Annotated in this window: 22 protein-coding genes and 2 tRNA genes; 11 read left to right on the forward strand and 13 right to left on the reverse strand. The window is 42.2% G+C overall.

The genetic code is table 11. The features are described 5' to 3' along the window. Nucleotides 1–2: 2 nt before the first annotated feature. From ACTG7L_RS06720 to ACTG7L_RS06745, 6 genes are all read right to left on the reverse strand, one after another. Complete coding sequence (locus ACTG7L_RS06720) at nucleotides 3–374, reverse strand: hypothetical protein (RefSeq protein ID WP_439327930.1); 372 nt, start codon at nucleotides 372–374, stop codon at nucleotides 3–5. Next, on the reverse strand, nucleotides 371–583 hold the full coding sequence (locus ACTG7L_RS06725) for a hypothetical protein (protein WP_439327931.1): 213 nt from the start codon (nucleotides 581–583) through the stop codon (nucleotides 371–373). The genes ACTG7L_RS06720 and ACTG7L_RS06725 overlap by 4 nt, the downstream gene beginning before the upstream one ends. Further along, a complete protein-coding gene (manZ, locus tag ACTG7L_RS06730) occupies nucleotides 576–1403 on the reverse strand; it encodes a PTS mannose transporter subunit IID (RefSeq protein ID WP_439327932.1) in 828 nt (275 codons plus the stop codon). Before manZ ends, ACTG7L_RS06725 begins: the two co-directional genes overlap by 8 nt. Before the next feature lie 14 nt (nucleotides 1404–1417). Next, entirely contained in the window at nucleotides 1418–2212 is a 795-nt protein-coding gene (locus ACTG7L_RS06735) for a PTS mannose/fructose/sorbose transporter subunit IIC (RefSeq protein WP_439327933.1), read from the reverse strand. A gap of 9 nt (nucleotides 2213–2221) precedes the next feature. Then, complete coding sequence (locus ACTG7L_RS06740; RefSeq protein WP_439327934.1) at nucleotides 2222–3181, reverse strand: mannose/fructose/sorbose PTS transporter subunit IIB; 960 nt, start codon at nucleotides 3179–3181, stop codon at nucleotides 2222–2224. Nucleotides 3182–3365: 184 nt separating this feature from the next. Further along, nucleotides 3366–3920, reverse strand: coding sequence for an RBBP9/YdeN family alpha/beta hydrolase (locus tag ACTG7L_RS06745; RefSeq protein WP_439327935.1), 555 nt, complete (start codon nucleotides 3918–3920; stop codon nucleotides 3366–3368). Between the two features lie 128 nt (nucleotides 3921–4048). Here ACTG7L_RS06745 and ACTG7L_RS06750 point away from each other — a divergent pair, with 128 nt between their 5' ends. Then, nucleotides 4049–5563, forward strand: a complete 1515-nt coding sequence (locus tag ACTG7L_RS06750) for a sodium-dependent transporter (protein WP_439243244.1) — start codon at nucleotides 4049–4051, stop codon at nucleotides 5561–5563. 2 nt (nucleotides 5564–5565) lie between these two features. Continuing rightward, a complete protein-coding gene (locus ACTG7L_RS06755) occupies nucleotides 5566–5658 on the forward strand; it encodes a methionine/alanine import family NSS transporter small subunit (protein WP_439243242.1) in 93 nt (30 codons plus the stop codon). Nucleotides 5659–5721: 63 nt separating this feature from the next. On the opposite strand, the gene hemN is transcribed toward ACTG7L_RS06755, so the two are convergent. From hemN to corA, 4 genes are all read right to left on the reverse strand, one after another. Next, on the reverse strand, nucleotides 5722–7089 hold the full coding sequence (gene hemN / locus ACTG7L_RS06760) for an oxygen-independent coproporphyrinogen III oxidase (RefSeq protein WP_439327936.1): 1368 nt from the start codon (nucleotides 7087–7089) through the stop codon (nucleotides 5722–5724). A gap of 2 nt (nucleotides 7090–7091) precedes the next feature. Then, on the reverse strand, nucleotides 7092–7523 hold the full coding sequence (locus ACTG7L_RS06765; protein WP_439327976.1) for a DUF2489 domain-containing protein: 432 nt from the start codon (nucleotides 7521–7523) through the stop codon (nucleotides 7092–7094). Further along, the gene (yihI, locus tag ACTG7L_RS06770; RefSeq protein WP_439243237.1) at nucleotides 7520–8083 is read right to left on the reverse strand and encodes a Der GTPase-activating protein YihI; all 564 of its coding nucleotides are present in this window, start codon (nucleotides 8081–8083) and stop codon (nucleotides 7520–7522) included. The genes ACTG7L_RS06765 and yihI overlap by 4 nt, the downstream gene beginning before the upstream one ends. A 92-nt stretch (nucleotides 8084–8175) precedes the next feature. Continuing rightward, a complete protein-coding gene (gene corA / locus ACTG7L_RS06775) occupies nucleotides 8176–9126 on the reverse strand; it encodes a magnesium/cobalt transporter CorA (protein WP_439243235.1) in 951 nt (316 codons plus the stop codon). Nucleotides 9127–9536: 410 nt separating this feature from the next. On the opposite strand from corA, the gene ACTG7L_RS06780 reads away from it, so the two are divergent. After that, nucleotides 9537–10496 carry a hypothetical protein gene (locus ACTG7L_RS06780; protein ID WP_439327937.1) on the forward strand — a complete coding sequence of 320 codons (960 nt, stop codon included), beginning with the start codon at nucleotides 9537–9539 and terminating at the stop codon, nucleotides 10494–10496. Nucleotides 10497–10548: 52 nt separating this feature from the next. Here the strand turns inward: ACTG7L_RS06780 and ACTG7L_RS06785 are convergent, their stop codons facing one another. The 3 genes from ACTG7L_RS06785 to ACTG7L_RS06795 all read right to left on the reverse strand — a co-directional run bounded on the left by ACTG7L_RS06785 (nucleotide 10549) and on the right by ACTG7L_RS06795 (nucleotide 12939). Continuing rightward, nucleotides 10549–10887: a YggL family protein gene (locus ACTG7L_RS06785; protein ID WP_439243231.1), complete on the reverse strand. Its 339-nt coding sequence runs from the start codon at nucleotides 10885–10887 to the stop codon at nucleotides 10549–10551. A gap of 35 nt (nucleotides 10888–10922) precedes the next feature. After that, entirely contained in the window at nucleotides 10923–11681 is a 759-nt protein-coding gene (gene trmB, locus ACTG7L_RS06790; RefSeq protein WP_439327938.1) for a tRNA (guanosine(46)-N7)-methyltransferase TrmB, read from the reverse strand. A gap of 70 nt (nucleotides 11682–11751) precedes the next feature. Beyond that, complete coding sequence (locus tag ACTG7L_RS06795; RefSeq protein ID WP_439327939.1) at nucleotides 11752–12939, reverse strand: MFS transporter; 1188 nt, start codon at nucleotides 12937–12939, stop codon at nucleotides 11752–11754. A 132-nt stretch (nucleotides 12940–13071) separates the two neighbouring features. Here ACTG7L_RS06795 and mutY point away from each other — a divergent pair, with 132 nt between their 5' ends. The 8 genes from mutY to coaD all read left to right on the forward strand — a co-directional run bounded on the left by mutY (nucleotide 13072) and on the right by coaD (nucleotide 18651). Beyond that, entirely contained in the window at nucleotides 13072–14187 is a 1116-nt protein-coding gene (gene mutY / locus ACTG7L_RS06800) for an A/G-specific adenine glycosylase (RefSeq protein ID WP_439327940.1), read from the forward strand. Continuing rightward, nucleotides 14187–14459, forward strand: coding sequence for an oxidative damage protection protein (locus tag ACTG7L_RS06805; RefSeq protein ID WP_439243223.1), 273 nt, complete (start codon nucleotides 14187–14189; stop codon nucleotides 14457–14459). The genes mutY and ACTG7L_RS06805 overlap by 1 nt, the downstream gene beginning before the upstream one ends. 10 nt (nucleotides 14460–14469) lie before the next feature. Continuing rightward, a complete protein-coding gene (gene mltC, locus ACTG7L_RS06810) occupies nucleotides 14470–15549 on the forward strand; it encodes a membrane-bound lytic murein transglycosylase MltC (RefSeq protein ID WP_439257047.1) in 1080 nt (359 codons plus the stop codon). A 152-nt stretch (nucleotides 15550–15701) separates the two neighbouring features. After that, a tRNA-Phe gene (locus ACTG7L_RS06815) sits at nucleotides 15702–15777 on the forward strand. A gap of 5 nt (nucleotides 15778–15782) precedes the next feature. After that, nucleotides 15783–15858 (forward strand) — tRNA-Asn (locus ACTG7L_RS06820). A gap of 81 nt (nucleotides 15859–15939) precedes the next feature. After that, the gene (locus tag ACTG7L_RS06825; protein WP_439327977.1) at nucleotides 15940–16785 is read left to right on the forward strand and encodes a 23S rRNA (adenine(2030)-N(6))-methyltransferase RlmJ; all 846 of its coding nucleotides are present in this window, start codon (nucleotides 15940–15942) and stop codon (nucleotides 16783–16785) included. A 74-nt stretch (nucleotides 16786–16859) separates the two neighbouring features. Then, on the forward strand, nucleotides 16860–18170 hold the full coding sequence (gene waaA / locus ACTG7L_RS06830; RefSeq protein ID WP_439327941.1) for a lipid IV(A) 3-deoxy-D-manno-octulosonic acid transferase: 1311 nt from the start codon (nucleotides 16860–16862) through the stop codon (nucleotides 18168–18170). 1 nt (nucleotide 18171) lies between these two features. Beyond that, nucleotides 18172–18651 (forward strand): pantetheine-phosphate adenylyltransferase, encoded by a 480-nt coding sequence (gene coaD, locus ACTG7L_RS06835; RefSeq protein WP_439327942.1) that lies wholly within the window; start codon nucleotides 18172–18174, stop codon nucleotides 18649–18651. Nucleotides 18652–18708: the final 57 nt, after the last annotated feature.

Raw genomic sequence — 18708 nt, forward strand, 5'->3', positions numbered from 1 at the left:
TCTTAAACTAAATAGGGTGAGACATAATCTCTTAATTCAGCAATTTCCCGTTTGGCTTTTTCTGATAACACCTTATTATCTCGCAACATTTGCGCAGAACGCACCTCAATATAACGCAAATAATCCAAATTTTGCGTTTGCTCAAATTGTTGTTTTGCCATATACATCTCACGAAAATCCTTATTTGCTTGGGAAAGCAACATTTTTTGCCCGAGCAATACAAATACCGCAAAACCTAACACAATGACTGAACCATAACCATTTGTTGGGTAATGCAAAATACCCGCAAAAATAAAAAGTGCCGTGATAAATCGAGAAGAATTTTTGATATAAGTTTCAGATGGTGGCGATTGTAATAATTGTTTAATATTCATAATAACCCATTGATCAAAGTGCGACAAAAAATCACCGCACTTTGATTACTCTCATTTAAATCGGGGTGTGCTTTTCTTTGCCTACTTTCTTTTGCACAAGCACAAAATTCGTAGAATTTTGAACGTTGGTTTTGCCAACGGCACGAAGTGCTAGCGTAGCGAGTAAAAGAAAGTACGGTCGCCAACGGCGAAACCGTTAAATTAAGCAAGAATACCGAAATGATACCCCAAAATCCCCACCCCAAACAAGGCAAAGATAATATACATCGCATTAATTTTACGACGTAATAACGCCATACAAATAAAAGTCAATACTAACGCCGCTAACCCCGGTAAAAGATCATTTAACACACTTTGCACCGTGGTCACAACTTCTTGCCCCGCTTGATTGGTATAGCGTGAAAGTTCTAATGGAATATTAATACTGGTCCATTTTGATACCAGCGATCCCATCACAAAGAGACCTAAAATCGATGCCCCTTGGGTGACTTTTTGTAAACGACCACCACCCATATCACCCACAATTTCAGTGCCTTTTTGATAACCATATTTAAAGCCATACCAACGAGTAGCGGCACGAGCAAGATTGATTAACACAAAGAATAATAACGGACCAAGTAAGCTCCCACTAATGGCTAAACCCGCCCCTAATGCAGCAAGCACAGGGCGTAAGGTTCCCCAGAAAATTGGGTCACCGACACCGGCTAGAGGTCCCATAAGGCCCACTTTCACCCCGCTAATGGCCGCATCATCAATTTCTGCACCGTTAGCACGTTCTTGTTCCATAGCCGCAGTGACGCCCATAATGGCAGACCCAACCCAAGGCTGAGTGTTAAAAAATTCAAGATGGCGTTTTAAGGCCGCCGCTTGGTCGTCTTTGTTGGAATAAAGGCGTTTGATCGCTGGGATCATTGATACACAAAAGCCCATTGATTGCATACGTTCAAAATTGAAAGACCCTAGTAAAAAGGTGGAACGCCAGTAGGTTGCACGAATATCCGCTTGGGTTAATTGTTTTTTCTCAGACATATTAAAATTCCTTGTTATAGACCTTCAAGTTCATCATCTGCCAATTCACGTTTGGCGATGGTGTGGGCTTGTGATTGATTAAATTGTGGGTTTAACTGAATGTAAATTAACGCTAAACACGCCCCTAAGAAACCTAATCCCACTAAGTTGTAGTTGGAGAATGAGGCAATCACAAAACCAATAAAGAAGAACGGCATTAATGCTCCTGCTCGCATCATATTGATTACCATGGCATAACCGACCACCACGATAAATCCACCGGCAATTTGTAAGCCTCGAGTGACGACTTCAGGAATAGCATCTAAGGCGGCGGTTACTGTGTCCGTACCTGCCACTAATGCAACGGCTAAGGTTGGAATGGCTACACGTAAACCTTGTAACGAAAGCCCAGCAAAATGGCAAAGCTCAATGCCACGGAAGTTGGCTTTTGCCGCATAATCATCGGCTTTATGTTGCAAGAAAATGGTGAGTGTTCGTACGAAAATCGTCAACACTTGCCCCGCTGCAGCCACCGGAATGGCAATGGCAATCGCCGTACCTTTATCTTGCCCCCCTTTGATCACAAGGATTGCTGCAATGACTGAGGCTAATGCCGCATCAGGTGCCATGGCCGCCCCGACGTTCATCCAACCAAGGGCTAACATTTCTAGCGTACCGCCGACGATAATGCCCGTTTGTAAATCGCCTAACACCCAACCAATTAAGGTACAAGCCACTAATGGGCGGTGGGTTTGGCGTTCATCTAATACCGACCCCATGCCACAAATCGCAGCAACGAGGGTGACTAAAATAATTTCAATTGTTGTCATAATGGTTCCTTAAAATTGAATTGCATCTAATTTTGCTTTGGTGACTTCAACTTTAGAGCTGGTTGCCACTTGTTGCATGGTCAACTCCACCCCTAAATCAATTAATTTTTTGAAAGCCTCTACATCGTTTTTGTTGACGGTGACCGCCTCTGAAAGCGGTTTGTTGCCCTCTTTATAGGTCATTCCGCCCACATTGACTTTCTCCACTTTTACCCCGCCTTCAATTAAACGCACAATATCCGTCGGGTTAGTGACTAACCATAAAATATTTTTACCCGTGTATTTCGGGTTATGGTAAACCTTAATGGCTTTTTCTACGGGAATCACATAGCCTTTCAAACCCGTCGGCACGATTTGCAACAATAATTCACGACGCAAATCATCGTTTGCTACTTCATCATTCACCGCAAAAATCGCCTCACATTTCACCGCTTTTGCCCAAGACGTCGCAACTTGACCGTGAATTAAACGGCTATCAATTCGCAACAAGGCAATATTTAAATGGCCATTGAGCGGTGTTGAGGATTTTACCGTTTGAACAGGTTGATTAACCACTTTGGATTGAACAGCTTTGGGTTCAGGCTGACGGAATGATTTCACCGCTTGCACACCAACTTCTTTGGCAGTTTCCACCAATTCTGTTAGGGAACTACTGTCTTTCGCATCAAGGCATTCTAGCAACATGGGCAAACTAATGCCTGTCACAATATCTGTATTCGCTCGTTCTGTAGCCACCCGAGCGGCGGCATTATAAGGGCTGCCCCCGAATAAATCCACGAGGAATAACACAGGTTCATTTTCAGGTAAATGGGCAATAATGGCTTGATATTTCGCCACTAAATCATCGCCACCTTCACCAGGGAGGAAAGTAACAACATGGGTATTTTCATCTTCACCGAAAACCATTGCCGCTGAGTTAACGATTTCTTCAGAAAATTTACCGTGTGTTGCAACGATAAGATGAGTCATTTCAGATCTCCATAGGTTGTAAATAAATATTCAAGCTGTAACGTTTCAGCTTTACATAAATTTACGCTTAATGGCGATTTTTGCAATCGTTTTATTTAAAAATAGCGTGATCTGGATCACAGATTTGAATAAAAAATGGGGAAAAATAGCAATCGATTGCATTTTGGCAATATTTTTATCTTGTTTATTTTATCATTCTCAATACCTCGTTATACAACAAAGGCAATTCCGTCACCCCTTGTCTATCCAAAAAATGGCGGTAGCCTGACACTTCAATATAATTCGCTTGTAAATTCTGCGCTAAGTTGCGAGTAAATTGGACATTTACTACATCATCATCGTCCGATGCTATCACTACCCGTTTGGGGATTTGCTGAATAAGTGCGGTGAAATCTAGCGGAGTTTTATTGAAATCATCGAGTTCGGGTAAATTCGGTAATTTTTCCGCAAAACCAGATAGTAAAATAATCCCCCCAATTTGCGTTTTTGCTTGTTGCAAAAAACGTAAGGTCGCAATACAACCCAAACTATGCCCGATAAAATAGCAATGTTGATCAAGCTGAGGAATATGTTGTTGATGAAATTCAAGCCATTGTTGTGGATCGGGTTCGGTTGAATTGGGCATATCAAAAATTTGCGTAAAAATTTTCTGATTTTCTAACCGCACTTTGAGCCATGGAAACCAATGTTTTTGTGAATGGGCGGTGTAACCATGAGTAATATAGATTTTTTCTAGCATAAAACACCTACTTTTAAGATAAGAATTCGCATTTTTTTAGATTTTTATCTATTTTTTGTTGACTAAACAGCATTTTCGTTTATATTTCGAGTTGTTGTTTAATTCACATTAATTATTAAGGGGGTAGAATGAGTAATTCTACAAAACGTGAAACTTTTTCTGGACGCAGAGCGTTCATTCTTGCCGCCATTGGTTCGGCGGTTGGCTTGGGAAACATTTGGCGTTTCCCGTACACAACTTATGAAAACGGGGGCGGTGCGTTCATTATACCTTATTTGATCGCTTTATTAACCGCCGGTATTCCATTATTATTCTTAGACTATGCCATTGGTCATCGCCATCGTGGTGGTGCGCCATTGTCTTATCGCCGTTTCAGTAAACATTTTGAAACATTCGGTTGGTGGCAAGTGATGGTCAACGTTATTATCGGGATCTACTATGCTGTGGTACTCGGTTGGGCGGCGACGTATACCTATTTCTCTTTCACCAAAGCATGGGGCGAAAAACCCGTTGATTTCTTTGTGGGTGAATTTCTCAAAATGGGGGATGTCGCACAAGGGGTAAGTTTTGAATTTGTCGGCATGGTCGTTGGGCCGTTAATTGCGGTTTGGATTGTTGCCTTGTTGGTCCTTGCTTTAGGCGTACAAAAAGGGATTGCGAAAAGTTCTTCTATTTTAATGCCAATACTGGTGGTGATGTTCTTGGTGTTAGTGGTTTCAGCGTTATTCCTACCGGGTGCAACAAAAGGTTTAGATGCGCTATTTACGCCAGATTGGTCAAAACTTTCCGACCCGAGTGTGTGGATTGCGGCCTATGGACAAATCTTCTTCTCGTTATCTATCTGTTTCGGGATCATGATTACTTACGCCTCTTACTTGAAAAAAGATTCCGACCTCACAGGTTCAGGCTTAGTGGTCGGTTTTGCTAACTCAAGTTTTGAACTTCTAGCGGGTATCGGGGTGTTTGCAGCGTTAGGCTTTATGGCAACTGCAGAGGGTCAACAAGTGAGCGAAGTAGCGAAAGGCGGGATTGGTTTAGCGTTCTTTGCATTCCCAACCATTATTAATGAGGCGCCATTTGGTCAAGTGATTGGGGTGCTATTCTTTGGTTCCTTAACCTTTGCAGCGTTAACCTCTTTTATCTCCGTTATTGAAGTTATTATCTCCGCCGTACAAGATAAATTACGTATTGGCCGTGCCAAAGTCACATTTATTGTGGGTTTACCAATGATGGTGGTATCTGTCGTCTTATTCGGTACCACAACAGGCTTACCAATGCTGGATGTGATGGATAAATTTGTGAACTACTTCGGTATTGTGGCCGTTGCCTTTGTGTCATTAATTGCTATTGTAGCCAATGAAAAATTAGGCGTGCTAGGTAATCATTTAAATGAAACCTCTTCATTCAAAGTGGGCTTTGTATGGCGTCTTTGTATCGTGATCACCACAGGTATTTTGGCCTTTATGTTGTTAAGTGAAGGGGCTAAAGTATTCAGTGAGGGGTACGAGGGTTATCCAAGTTGGTTCGTGAATACCTTTGGTTGGGGGATGGCGATTTTGTTAGTCGTCGTGTCTATCTTGCTTTCTCGTTTAAAATGGAAAGATGAAGTCTTAGCCGAACACCACTCACAAGAGGGAGAATAAAAATGAGTACGAGTGCAATTTTAATGATGATTGTCGCCCTGAGCATTATTTGGGGTGGCTTATTGGTAGCGCTTTATATTTTACCAAAAGATTAATTTATCACAGTTAAAAGAAAGCACCGCACTGAGATTAAAGTGCGGTGCTTTTTTGTTGAAGAGTTAAATAATCCGTGAGAATTGCTGTCTTTTAGCTTGTTGGCGAGAATAGGTGTCAAAACAGAGGCAAATATTCCGAATTAGCAAGCGGCCTGTAGACGACACTTGAATGCCTTGTTCATTGATTTGTACTAAGTGATCTTCCACTAATGGCGCTAACAAAGCCAAATCTTCGGTAAAATGGGTTTTAAAATCAATTTGATATTGTTGCTCAATCGTCGCAAAATCGAGTTTGAAATTACAGATCAAGGCTTTAATTACATCTCGACGTAAGCAATCTTCTTGGCTTAAGACTAAGCCTTTATGTAAGGCAATGCCTGTGCTATCCACATCGGCATAATAACGTTTAATTTCCTTTTGGTTTTGCGCATAAGTGTCGCCTAACAAACTGATGGCGGACACGCCTAAGCCTAACAAATCACATTCTTCTTGGGTAGTGTAGCCCTGAAAATTGCGGTGTAAAATACCGTTATTTTGGGCTATGGCTAATTCATCATCGGGTTTAGCAAAGTGATCCATGCCGATAAATTTATAGCCCGCATTGCCTAAGGTTTCAATGGTTTTTTGTAAAATCTGGAGCTTGGTTTCTGGCGCCGGTAATTGGTGATCTTTAATTTTCGCTTGGCCCGCAAAGCGAGCGGGCAAGTGCGCATAATTAAACACACTTAAACGATCTGGATTGAGTTCAATCACTTTTTGCAAGGTGAACATAAAACTGTCCACATTTTGCAACGGTAGACCATAAATCAAATCTAAGTTAGTAGACTGAAAACCCAGTTCTCTGGCTCGCTCCAATAACGCACGAATGAAGTCTTCATCTTGTTCACGATTCACCGCTTTTTGCACGTCTTTATTGAAATCTTGCACGCCCATACTGATGCGGTTAAAACCGATCTTACGCAAATGGGCCAACATGGAGAGTTCGATTTCTCGAGGATCCATTTCAATCGAAATTTCCGCATTGTCGGCGATCTTGAAGTGATCTCGCAACATTTGCATTAAACGTGCCGATTGTTCCTCACTTAAATATGTCGGTGTGCCACCGCCCCAGTGAATTTGGGTCACTAAACGGTGCTGAAATAATGCCGCACGGGTTTTGATTTCCTGTTCCACATAATCTAAGTAAATATCCGCTTTGTGCTGATGGCGAGTAATCACTTTATTACAGCCGCAGAAATAGCACAGCTTGTGACAGAATGGAATATGGACATACAACGACAAAGGGCGTTCTGGATAACGAGCAGCTGCCGCCTGAAAATCCGCCTCAGTATAGCTTTCACTAAATTCCAATGCCGTTGGATAGGAGGTGTAACGTGGTCCGGAATGGTTATATTTTTGGATGAGATCCTGATCCCAAGTAATGTCACTCATGGTTATTTTATGTCTTCCAATAATTGTGCTAAATCGGTTTTGATTTGCGTTTCTAATTCCACTTCTTTACTTTCACGTTGTAAATCTAAACGCATACGTTCATTCTTTTTCAAGGTTTTGCGAGCCTCATGGGTCGGCATATCCTGTACGATTTCATACAGTTGCCACATGGCAGCATAATCCACCAAGCGTTTTTGTCCGAGCGGATCGAGCAACATTTTTAACCGAATGACACCCTCGGAATGATTGCAATCGCCGTTTAACATGGCTTTTGCGATAATGGTAATGCTGTCTTTCAAGCGTCGCATACGAGCTTGCTTGGCTTGCTCAAATAAACGTTTTTGTTGGCGTAATTGTCGTAGCAAATGCACCGTGTAAATGGCCATGGCAATTACAATGGCCGCACCAATAATCAGTAAAATCGTTGTCATTATCTAAACTGGTTAATATCCATTTTCTCAAAAGTGCGGTATAAATCTTCCTCACTTTCCTCTTCTTCATCAAGGCCGAGTTCAGCCATTAATTGTGCGATACGATCTAGGCATTCATCGACAAATTTTTGATCTTCGGCATTTAATACTTTACCCGCCTCCAGTTGATCCAATAACTCATTCAGACATTCGTTATTTTCCAACTGTTCCAGTTCTAACATCGGGTCAAGTGCGGTGATTTTTTGCTCTGTTTTTAACGGTGGAATCACTTTTCCTTGTTCTGGCTTGTTCACAAATTCCACAATTAATGGCACTTTTTTACGGCTGCCAATACGAGGATCTTTTACTGTTTGGTTTTGTGTCGTATTGTTGTTTTCCGTTGCGCTATGACGAGAGCCTGTCGCTAAACCTTTGTGCTTGCGTTTACGTTTTTCATCACGGGCTTTGGCGTCCAGTTCATAACGGGATAATTTCTTGCCAAACAACGGTTTTTCCGGTTTTTTATCGGATTTACGAATTGGCATAGCGTCCGTCACTCGACGGGATTTCTTTTCTCTTGACATCGTTTTTTCTTCATAAAATAAAATTTGTGCGATTGTACCATAAAAAGCGAAAGGGCGTTAAAAACGCCCCAAAATAACCGCACTTTTGTGATTTACAACCAACCTTTGCGTTTAAAATACAAATAGGGCGAAATGGCGGCGACGATCATCATACCGATTGCCATCGGATAACCATATTCAAAATGTAACTCTGGCATAAATTCAAAGTTCATACCGTAAGTGGAGGCAACCAGCGTAGCGGGTAAGAACATCACGGACACCACCGAGAAGAATTTCATGATTTTATTCTGCTCAATATTGATATAACCCATGGCCGCTTGCATTAAGAAGTTGACCTTTTGAAATAAGGATTCATTATGCGGTTGCAAGGATTCAATATCTCGTAAAATCTCCCGAGCCTGTTCTAACTGAGTAGCAGGCAAGCGTGTTTTTCGTACCAAAAAACTCAAGGCACGTTGCGTATCCATCAAACACAAACGCACTTTGGAACTGGTATCTTCTTGCTCTGTCAAGGTGCCTAAGGCTTCATCAAAGGCTTTGCCTTGCTTGCCCTCTAAGATCACCCGACTTAATCGTTCTAACTCGGAATAAACGGTTTCAATCACGTCCGCTAATTGCTCAATTTTGGTTTCGATTAAATCGAGCAAGACTTCGTAAGCGTTACATTCTTCTAAGCGTTGATAACGGGAACGCATACGATAAAGTCGGAATGCAGGCAGTTCACGATCTCGCAAGGTGAACAAACGGCCGTCACGAATGGTAAAGGCCACGGAGGCGAGATCCGCATAATCGTCTTCATCTTCGCAATAAAAGAACGAGTGCAAATGCAAGCCGTCCTCATCTTCAAAAAAACGGGCGGACGCCTCAATGTCTTCCAATTCCAAGAAACTCGCCAAATTTTGATCGAGGCTTTGTTGCAAGGTTTCACGTTCCTCAATCGACGGTTCAAGCAAATCGATCCAGATGGCCGTGTTAAGTGCAGCGTTATCTTCGTCCTCTAAACGGGTCAAACGGGCGTTTTCAAGGGAAAATGCGTTAATCATGTTGTCATACTCCTTGTGGGATATGAACAAACGCAATGAACAAAACGATTGATTAACCTAAAACACCGATAAAGTGCGGTTAAAAAAACCATAAAAAGATACCAAAATGGTGGAAAACTTATCCACGAACTTGTCGCCGATAAGCCCAGAGAGAGGGGAAAGGCGACACTAAATGAAAATATAAAGTCGGTATCGACTGTGACTGTCCAAAGTGTGTTGCTCCAAAGTAATAAAATCGGGGCGAATGTTACCCCTGAAAGGGCATTTCGTCAAGGGTTCGTGCAAAAAATATCTAGGTGACAGTCAGTTTTTTTGTTCACAAAAGGCGAATTTTTTCAAGATGAATTTGCATTTATCCGCTAAGGGTTCTAATATAGAAATACGGAACAACGGTTTATGGAAGAAATACGATGACAAAAAAAAGCTATTATTACGCAATGCCTTTACTGTTACTCGGTCTGACAGGGCAATCTTGGGCAGCAGAAAATAACGACGAAAACTGGGCAGACAGTTCACATAAAACCGTTAGACAATATTTAAAGGAATGGTCGAATGATATCGACAGTTGGTTTGGTGACACCGATCCTAATAACCCGTCCAGTGCAACCTTGCGTTTGATGTTGGATAATCGTTGGAACCGTTACGATGGTTACAGCATTAAGCCACGGGTTCGTGGGAAAATTAAATTGCCCACGTTGAAACGCCGTTGGAGTTTGGTGTTTGGGGATGAATCTATTGATAATACCATGGATGATTCGGTCAACCCTGAACGTAAAGATCCACTACAAACTAAAAAATTAGATCGCAAATCCAGTCGTAATGATAACGCATCGGTGGCGTTACGTTTTTCAAAAGAGCTGAAAAACTGGGGCGGCATTGATACTGATCTTGATTTGGGGATTCGTCATGGGGCGGATATTTTCTTACGTGCCAAAGTGGGGAAAGATTGGAACTGGACAGAAACCCTGAGTTCAAGACTGGAACAAATTTACCGTTATGGTATTAATAGTAAACATTTTTTACGTTCCAACTTTGATGTGAAACATCATGAAAGTGCGCAAATCTCTAATATCAGCAGCCTTTTCCTTGAATACACACATGATAACGATGAAGAAACCTATTGGGGAAACAGTATATACCGCCAACATCGTTTTAGCGGTAATCGGGAACTTAATTATGGCATTTTTACTGGTGGTCCAATAATACATAAAAAAGCCGATTTAACCGTTTATGGACCGTTTATTAGCTGGCGTCAACCTATTTATAAACAATGGGTTTTCCTCAAACCCGAGGCGCAATATTATAATGACCGTAAGGCAGAACGTACTCACTTTGTGAATCTCTTCTTACGTTTAGAGGCGGTGTTTTAAACAAAAAATAGGGCTTGTTTGGCCCTATTTTAGTTATCGATTTTTTTCATGCTTATTTGGTTGGAAATTCCCACCAAATATCAAATAATTCACTGATTTCCACTTGTTGTAAACCGTTGCTTTCTAGCCAGTTTTTGACTAAAGTGCGGTGATTTTCATCACATTTTCCGATTTTTTCTAAACAAACTAAACCCTCCCAATGTAAATAGCCACTGCCCTCATAAGCTAAACCATTGGCTTGAATCACTTCACGAATAAAACGATCAACGATTTCATCCACTTTCTCAATAGCGGTTCCCTCAGCAAATTGCCAGTTGACTAAAAAGCCTAATTCTTGGAATTCTGCTAAGTGCATTTTTTTACGCTGACGTGCGTTACGTTGAATAGCCATATTTTTCTCCTATGCTATGCGAGCCTGTTTAGCTCTTACTCTTTAATAAAATATAAATCCCAAACACCGTGGCCAAGTTTATGACCACGCTGTTCAAATTTCGTTAATGGGCGGAAATCGGGGCGCTCAATATAATCATTCGTTGCCGAAATATTACGAATTCCCACCGCACTTTGCACGGATTGTAACACATCTAGCATGTGTTCGGCATAATTTTCCCAGTCAGTGGCAAAATGAATAAAGCCACCGCGGTGTAATTTGGTTGCCACGGTTTCTACAAAAGCGGGTTGAACAATACGACGTTTATGGTGTTTCGCCTTTTGCCAAGGATCAGGGAAAAAGAGTTGTAATCCGCCCAGTGAATTTTCCGCAATGCAATCACGCAAAATTTCCGTAGCGTCATGACACATGACACGTAAATTTTTCACGCCTTTTTCTAAAGCATAAGCCAAACAAGCACCCACACCGGGGGTGTGAACTTCAATGCCAAGGTAATTTTTATCGGGATTTTGAGCGGCCATTTCCACTAAAGATTTCCCCATGCCAAAGCCGATTTCTAGCACCACGGGGTGATCATTGCCATAAATTTCAGCAAAATCAAAGGGTTCTTCTTGATAATCCAAGCCATAATTGGCCCAGTTATCGTTCATCATTTGGCGTTGATATTCGCTTAATCGGCCGGTGCGTAACACAAAGCTCCGCACTTTGCGTTTATAGCGTCCGTCTTCAGTAAATTCAGCGGTTTCTACGGTTTTGCGTTTTTGATCGGCAAAGGTGTTTTTCTGTTCTGTCATGGTATGTTATTGAAAATAAATTTGGGGCAATTATACGGATTTAAAAGTGCGGTGCAAATTTTGTTGGTTTTTATTTGGTCACTGGCTTGGCCATTTTAATCCCAAAAAACACAATGCCTAATGCCATGAGTTGCAATAAAATCACCGTCGATACCACACCAGACCAGCCGAAATGGGTATAGCTGATCCCACAGATCCAAGCGCCAATGCTCCCGCCCGTGTAATAACACATATAATACAGTCCAGAGGCCAATGAACGTCCTTGGTTGACATGTTGCGAGATATGGCTAATGGTGGTGGCTTGGCTGATAAATACGCCAGAAGACATAATGACCAAGCCTACAATAATTAGCCATAAAGGAGAGCATAGGGTGATCAAGGCGCCACAGATAGAGCTGATAATGGCGAAGAATAAACTGTTGGCAATGCCCACTTTATAAATCAATTTAGCGGTCAATGGGGTAATTAGCATGCCAATTAAATACACCGTAAACAGATTCGCCAAATTGGCGGAACTGAGTTCATAAGGGACGGCGGCGAGGCGGAGGTTAATAAAGGTAAAAATACTCACGAGGCTAAACAACACGCAGGCACCCAATGCGCAAGCGGTGAGTACATGAGGGTTTTGGCTGTGTTGGCGTAGAATATTTAATGATGCCCGAAAGTTACCACTGACCACAAAATTTTTCGAGGCAGGCAAGACGAGCGCAGCCCAGATGACCCCAATTAACATTAAGCCTGCAAAAATCAAATAGCCTGTTTGCCACCCTACTAAGCTGTGTAAATAACCGATGAGAAACCGTCCTGAAAAGCCCCCTAACACCGTGCCAGACACATATAAGGACAGCATAGAGGCTAATTTATCGGGAAATTCTTCGCTGATATAAGCGATGGTGACCACGGTAATGCCTGGTACAAATAGGCCTTGTAAAAACCGCCATAATTTAATCTGTGAGATACTTTCGCTGATACTGAGTAACGCAGTGGGAATGACGATCAATAACATGCAAATAACAATCAGGCTTTTTCGTCCCACCGCATCGGAAAACATGCCCATAAAAGGCGACATGATGGCTACCGCCATGACGGTCACGCCAACGGTTAATCCCGCTTGTACATGAGTCGCTACAAAGTGTTCCATTAAGACGGGCAAAATGGCTTGAATAGAATACACTTGCAAAAAGGCAAAACCACCGATCATCATAATGGTGAGCTTTAATAATAAACTTGGGGCTCGGTTTGATTTTATCATTGTCATAAAAAGGGTTGTATTGCGGATTATTCCTTATTTTAGGCTTTTCATCTTAAAAGTGTAGTAAAATTTTTAATCAACAGGGTGACAGATTTATGTTAAAATTCTCGCTCTTTTTTTACCGCACTTTAAACGAGTATGACCGCACAATCTTGTTCCACCGCCCCCTTTGCGCAAGCTGTACTGAATTGGTATCACCGATTTGGGCGTAAGCATTTGCCTTGGCAGCAGGATAAAACGCTCTACGGCGTGTGGTTGTCGGAAGTGATGTTGCAACAAACGCAGGTGGCAACAGTAATCCCTTATTTTGAGCGGTTTATCAAAACGTTCCCCACCATTACCGCACTGGCTAATGCGCCTCTTGATGAAGTGTTGCATTTGTGGACAGGCTTAGGCTATTACGCCCGAGCTAGAAATTTACACAGGGCGGCACAGCAAATTCGTGATGAATATCAGGGGGAATTCCCTACCCAATTTGCGCACGTGTTGGCCTTGTCGGGGATTGGGCGAAGTACGGCGGGAGCGGTTTTATCTTCCGTTTTGAATCAGCCCTATGCGATTTTAGATGGCAATGTAAAACGTGTTTTATCTCGCTTTTTTCTTGTTGAGGGCTGGGCCGGTGATAAGAAAGTAGAAGATAAATTGTGGACGTTAAGCGAACAAGTGACGCCGCAAGATCAGGTGGCGGATTTTAATCAAGCCATGATGGATTTGGGGGCAATGGTTTGTACTCGTTCAAAACCGAAGTGTGATTTGTGTCCAATTAGCCAAAAGTGCGGTGCAAATTTAACAGATTCTTGGCGAGATTATCCAAGTAAAAAACCGAAAAAAGCCTTGCCAGAAAAAAACAGTTATTTCTTAATTTTGTCCGACCAAGGCAAGGTATTATTAGAACCTCGAGAACTTTCAGGACTGTGGGGCGGGTTATATTGCTTTCCACAATTTGCGACGAAAGACGATTTATTAGGTTATTTACACAAGCGGGGGATTACACAATATCAAGAATGGACGGCATTTCGGCATACGTTTAGCCATTTTCATTTAGATATTTATCCAATTTATGCGGAACTTCAGGACAAAAAATGTGACGAAGATCGCACAGATTGGAAAAAAATAGCAGAAAGTCAGGAAGAATATCAATCTTCTCTATCCAGTCGGGGGAAATATTGGTATGATCCGACCAATCCCGATCAAATTGGACTTGCTACGCCAGTCAAAAATTTATTAACCGAATTTCATAAGAGAAAATTATAATGGCTAGAACAGTATTTTGTGCTTATTTAAACCAACAAGCCGAGGGCTTAGATTTCCAGCTTTACCCTGGGGAATTAGGGAAACGTATTTTTGACAACATTAGCAAGCAAGCATGGGGCGAATGGATGAAAAAGCAAACCATGCTCGTCAATGAGAAAAAATTAAATATGATGAACGCCGAGCATCGTCAACTGCTAGAGCAAGAAATGGTGAATTTTTTGTTTGAGGGCAAAGAGGTGCATATTGAAGGCTATGTTCCACAAGCTGAATAAATGAATTATGATGAAGATTTCCTTAAAAAAATTAGCCGTGTTGGCGCTTATTCCCTTTTTGTATGCCTGTTCCTCAAGTAAAGAACGTAGCTATGACGAAACCTTGGCGAAAGATACCCATGGGTTGGATTTATTAACGGGCCAGTTTTCGCAAAATATCGACCAAATTTGGGGCGTGAAAGAGTTACTGGTGGCCAGTCGTAAAGACTATGTGAAATATACGGACAGTTATTATACCCGTAGCCATATTAGCTTTGATGAAGGGCAAATTAATATTGAAACCTTGTCTGATTTAAATCGTTTGCATAACGCCATTGTGCATACGTTGCTGATGGGATCTGATGCGAAAGGAATTGACTTATTTGCCTCGGGCGATACGCCGATCAGTACTCGCCCGTTCTTAGTGGGACAGGTCGTGAATAATTTGGGACAGCCGATTAAAGACCTGAACACGGCGAACAATTTTGCGACTTACTTGATTCAAAATAAACTGCAAAAACGCAAATTAAGCAACGGCCGTGCGGTGCAATTTGTCAGCATTCAAATGATTGCTAACCACGTTAATGTGCGGGCGAGAGCTTATATGTCCTTTATCCGTAAATCCTCACGTCAATATGGTATTGATGAAAGTCTGATTTTGGGGATTATGCAAACGGAATCCAGTTTCAACCCTTATGCGATCAGCTATGCGAATGCGTTAGGCTTAATGCAAGTGGTGCCACATACGGCGGGACGTGATATTTTCAAAATGAAAGGCTTGTCAGGTCAACCAAATAAAAGTTATTTATTCGACCCTGCGAAAAACATTGATGCGGGTACGGCTTATTTGTGGTTGTTGAAGAATGAGTATCTTGCGGGTATTCAAAACCCAACTTCCATGCGTTATGCCATGATTTCTGCTTATAACAGTGGCGCAGGTGCCGTGTTGCGAGTGTTTAGTCGTGATAAAGACGAGGCGATTTACCAAATTAACCGTATGCAACCGGAACAGGTATACCGTATTCTCACCACGGCACATCCATCATCACAAGCACGTAATTACTTGCTGAAAGTGGATAAAGCGCAACAAAGTTACCGCCGTGTGAAATAATCTTAGCCCCGTACGAAGTGCGGGGTTTTTTCTAACCATTTTTGCATATTAAACAAGCAAACAGATAAAATTTAGATTTTTTTGTAAAATAACAGTTGACCGAAAGGCCTAAATACGGTTTAATACGCCCCGTGTTGACGCATAAGCGTTACGCCTCGATAGCTCAGTCGGTAGAGCAGGGGATTGAAAATCCCCGTGTCGGTGGTTCGATTCCGCCTCGAGGCACCATCTTTTCCTCCTTAGTTCAGTCGGTAGAACGGTGGACTGTTAATCCATATGTCGCAGGTTCGAGTCCCGCAGGAGGAGCCATATTTAGAAACCCTGATGATTGTAAAAGTCATCAGGGTTTTCGCTTATTTAGCGAAAATTAAAAATCAAGAAGGGTATCCCATGTTAAGCTATCGCCATAGTTTTCACGCCGGCAATCACGCCGATGTTCTCAAACATCTTGTGCAAATGTTGATCATTGAAAATCTGCAACAAAAGGACAAAGGGTTTTATTATTTAGACACCCATGCAGGCGTGGGGAAATACCGTTTATTTAGCGAACAATCGGAAAAAACCGCTGAATATTTAGAGGGCATTGCCAGACTTTGGGAACAAAAAGAGCTGCCTGAAGAAGTCCAACGCTATATTAATTTGATTAAAAAACTCAATTATGGTGGCAAAGAATTACGTTATTATGCGGGTTCTCCGTTTATTGCGGCCTTAATGTTACGCCCACAAGATCGGGCATTATTCACCGAATTACACCCCGCTGATTATCCGTTATTACGCAATACATTCAAAAATGACGACAATATTGCGACCAAGCGTGATGATGGTTTCCAACAACTGAAAGCGACCTTACCGCCTAAAGAACGTCGTGGTTTAGTCTTAATCGACCCACCTTATGAATTAAAAGAAGATTATGATCTCGTCGTGCAAGCCATTGTGGAGGGCTATAAACGTTTTGCCACCGGTATTTATGCCATTTGGTATCCTGTGGTGTTGCGCCAACAAAGCAAACGCATTGTTAAAGGACTGGAGGCCACGGGTATTCGTAAAATTTTACAAATTGAACTCGCCGTGCGTCCCGATAGTGATCAGCGTGGCATGACCGCCAGTGGCATGATTGTCATCAACCCACCATGGCAATTAGAAAGCCAAATGAAACACGTCTTACCGTATTTGGTCAAGACTTTGGTACCTGAGGGAACGGGGAGCTACAAGGTGACTTGGATTACGCCAGAGTAAACATTTTCTTCCGATTTTGCCTTAAAATCGCTATACTATAAGGCATTTAATCGTTTACTTTTAGGCATAACCTTATGCTCCGTTGGCTCTACACGTTGGCAATGTATGTGTTGCAACCGTTTCTGTTACTTTTTATGTGGGGGCGCAGTATCAAATCCCCTAATTACCGCAAGCGTCTTTGGGAACGCTACGGGTTATTTTATGCGCCATCAAGCCAACCACGTCCGCATGGAATTGTGATTCATGCCGCCTCAGTGGGCGAGGTGATTGCTGCCACGCCGTTGGTTCGTCAAATTCAAGCAGAATATCCGCAGTTACCCATTACCATGACCACGGTGACCCCCACCGGATCCGCCCGAGTGAAAGCCGCCTTTGGGGACAGTGTACGCCATTTTTATTTACCCTATGATTTACCTGGTGCGGTAAAACGTTTTATTCAGTTTGTGCAACCCAAAGCCTGCATTGTGATTGAAACGGAAATTTGGCCAACCTTAATTCATCAACTTAAATTACGCCATATTCCCTTTATTGTGGCCAATGCACGCTTATCTGCCCGCTCTGCCAGACGTTATGCTTGGGCAAAGAATCGGATTAAAAATGTGTTAAATGAAATTAGCCTGATCGCACCGCAAGACAGCATTAGCGGACAGCGTTATACGGAATTAGGCTACCGAGGCCGTTTAGAATTAACGGGCAATATTAAATATGATTTAGTGATTTCCGAAGAATTGTTAAATAATATCCAACAATTACAAACAGACTGGATTGGTCAACGACCCGTTTGGATTGCGGGCAGCACCCATGAGGGTGAAGAAGAAATCGTGTTGCAAGCGCACCGCACTTTATTACAACAATTCCCAGATTTATTGTTAATTTTAGCCCCTCGTCACCCCGAACGCTTTAATTCCGTGGCTAATCTAATTGAAAAACATAATTTTCGTTATTGTCGTCGCAGCAATCAAGTGGCGCCAAGTTCACAAATTCAAATTTTATTAGGCGACACCATGGGCGAATTGATGTTGATGTATGGCGTGTCTGATGTGGCTTTTGTGGGCGGCAGTTTAGTTAAACATGGCGGACATAATCCGCTTGAACCTTTGGCGTTTAAATTGCCTGTGATTAGTGGTGTGCATGTGTTTAATTTCCCTGAGGTGTTTTTAAAATTGGAATATGTGCTCGGTGTACTCAAAGTGAAGTCAGAACCTAAAATATTAGCTCGGGCTGTGAGTAAATTTTTACGTTCCCCAAAATTACGTCAACGTTTTGGTCAGGCGGGTTATGAAGTCTTAGTGGAAAATCGAGGCGCCTTAAAACGGCTGATAGGCTTATTGCGCCCGTATTTAGAACAGCAATCCGACACAGCAACACAACAAACGGAGAAATAAAATGGTTCGAGTGATTTACCCTGGCACCTTTGATCCAATTACTAACGGACATGTGGATATTATTGAGCGAAGTGCGGTGCTTTTTTCCGAGGTTATTGTGGCCGTGGCTGCCAGCCCCTCTAAAAAACCGTTATTTGAGTTGGAGCAACGTGTTCAATTAGCGCAACAATCCGTCGCCCACGTGCCGAATGTTCGAGTGATTGGGTTTGCCGATTTATTGGCCAATGTGGTGCAACAACAGGCTATTCAAGCCATTATTCGAGGTGTACGCAGTACCACGGATTTTGAATATGAATTGCAATTAGCCCATTTAAATAAAACGCTGGCTAACGGCGTAGAAAGCCTGTTTTTACCGCCAAGTGAGCAATGGGCCTATGTTTCTTCGACTATCGTACGAGAAATTTATTTGCATGGTGGCAATGTGGAGAAATTTGTTCCCGCCCCTGTTCTTTCGGCATTATTAAAAACTGTGAAAAAATAAGCACAAAAGTCATTCAATAAAAGTAAAATTTGTGCCACAATAGCAGTAATTTATTGA

This window comes from Lonepinella sp. BR2357 (genome assembly GCF_051851525.1).
Lineage (GTDB): Bacteria > Pseudomonadota > Gammaproteobacteria > Enterobacterales > Pasteurellaceae > Lonepinella.

Excerpts from the sequence above, each read along its gene's own strand:
- ACTG7L_RS06720 (WP_439327930.1), bottom strand. The coding sequence starts at position 374 with ATGAATATTAAACAATTATTACAATCGCCACCATCTGAAACTTATATC.
- manZ (WP_439327932.1), bottom strand. The coding sequence starts at position 1,403 with ATGTCTGAGAAAAAACAATTAACCCAAGCGGATATTCGTGCAACCTAC.
- ACTG7L_RS06735 (WP_439327933.1), bottom strand. The coding sequence starts at position 2,212 with ATGACAACAATTGAAATTATTTTAGTCACCCTCGTTGCTGCGATTTGT.
- ACTG7L_RS06740 (WP_439327934.1), bottom strand. The coding sequence starts at position 3,181 with ATGACTCATCTTATCGTTGCAACACACGGTAAATTTTCTGAAGAAATC.
- ACTG7L_RS06745 (WP_439327935.1), bottom strand. The coding sequence starts at position 3,920 with ATGCTAGAAAAAATCTATATTACTCATGGTTACACCGCCCATTCACAA.
- ACTG7L_RS06750 (WP_439243244.1), top strand. The coding sequence starts at position 4,049 with ATGAGTAATTCTACAAAACGTGAAACTTTTTCTGGACGCAGAGCGTTC.
- ACTG7L_RS06755 (WP_439243242.1), top strand. The coding sequence starts at position 5,566 with ATGAGTACGAGTGCAATTTTAATGATGATTGTCGCCCTGAGCATTATT.
- hemN (WP_439327936.1), bottom strand. The coding sequence starts at position 7,089 with ATGAGTGACATTACTTGGGATCAGGATCTCATCCAAAAATATAACCAT.
- yihI (WP_439243237.1), bottom strand. The coding sequence starts at position 8,083 with ATGTCAAGAGAAAAGAAATCCCGTCGAGTGACGGACGCTATGCCAATT.
- corA (WP_439243235.1), bottom strand. The coding sequence starts at position 9,126 with ATGATTAACGCATTTTCCCTTGAAAACGCCCGTTTGACCCGTTTAGAG.
- ACTG7L_RS06780 (WP_439327937.1), top strand. The coding sequence starts at position 9,537 with ATGACAAAAAAAAGCTATTATTACGCAATGCCTTTACTGTTACTCGGT.
- ACTG7L_RS06785 (WP_439243231.1), bottom strand. The coding sequence starts at position 10,887 with ATGGCTATTCAACGTAACGCACGTCAGCGTAAAAAAATGCACTTAGCA.
- trmB (WP_439327938.1), bottom strand. The coding sequence starts at position 11,681 with ATGACAGAACAGAAAAACACCTTTGCCGATCAAAAACGCAAAACCGTA.
- ACTG7L_RS06795 (WP_439327939.1), bottom strand. The coding sequence starts at position 12,939 with ATGACAATGATAAAATCAAACCGAGCCCCAAGTTTATTATTAAAGCTC.
- mutY (WP_439327940.1), top strand. The coding sequence starts at position 13,072 with ATGACCGCACAATCTTGTTCCACCGCCCCCTTTGCGCAAGCTGTACTG.
- ACTG7L_RS06805 (WP_439243223.1), top strand. The coding sequence starts at position 14,187 with ATGGCTAGAACAGTATTTTGTGCTTATTTAAACCAACAAGCCGAGGGC.
- mltC (WP_439257047.1), top strand. The coding sequence starts at position 14,470 with ATGAAGATTTCCTTAAAAAAATTAGCCGTGTTGGCGCTTATTCCCTTT.
- ACTG7L_RS06825 (WP_439327977.1), top strand. The coding sequence starts at position 15,940 with ATGTTAAGCTATCGCCATAGTTTTCACGCCGGCAATCACGCCGATGTT.
- waaA (WP_439327941.1), top strand. The coding sequence starts at position 16,860 with ATGCTCCGTTGGCTCTACACGTTGGCAATGTATGTGTTGCAACCGTTT.
- coaD (WP_439327942.1), top strand. The coding sequence starts at position 18,172 with ATGGTTCGAGTGATTTACCCTGGCACCTTTGATCCAATTACTAACGGA.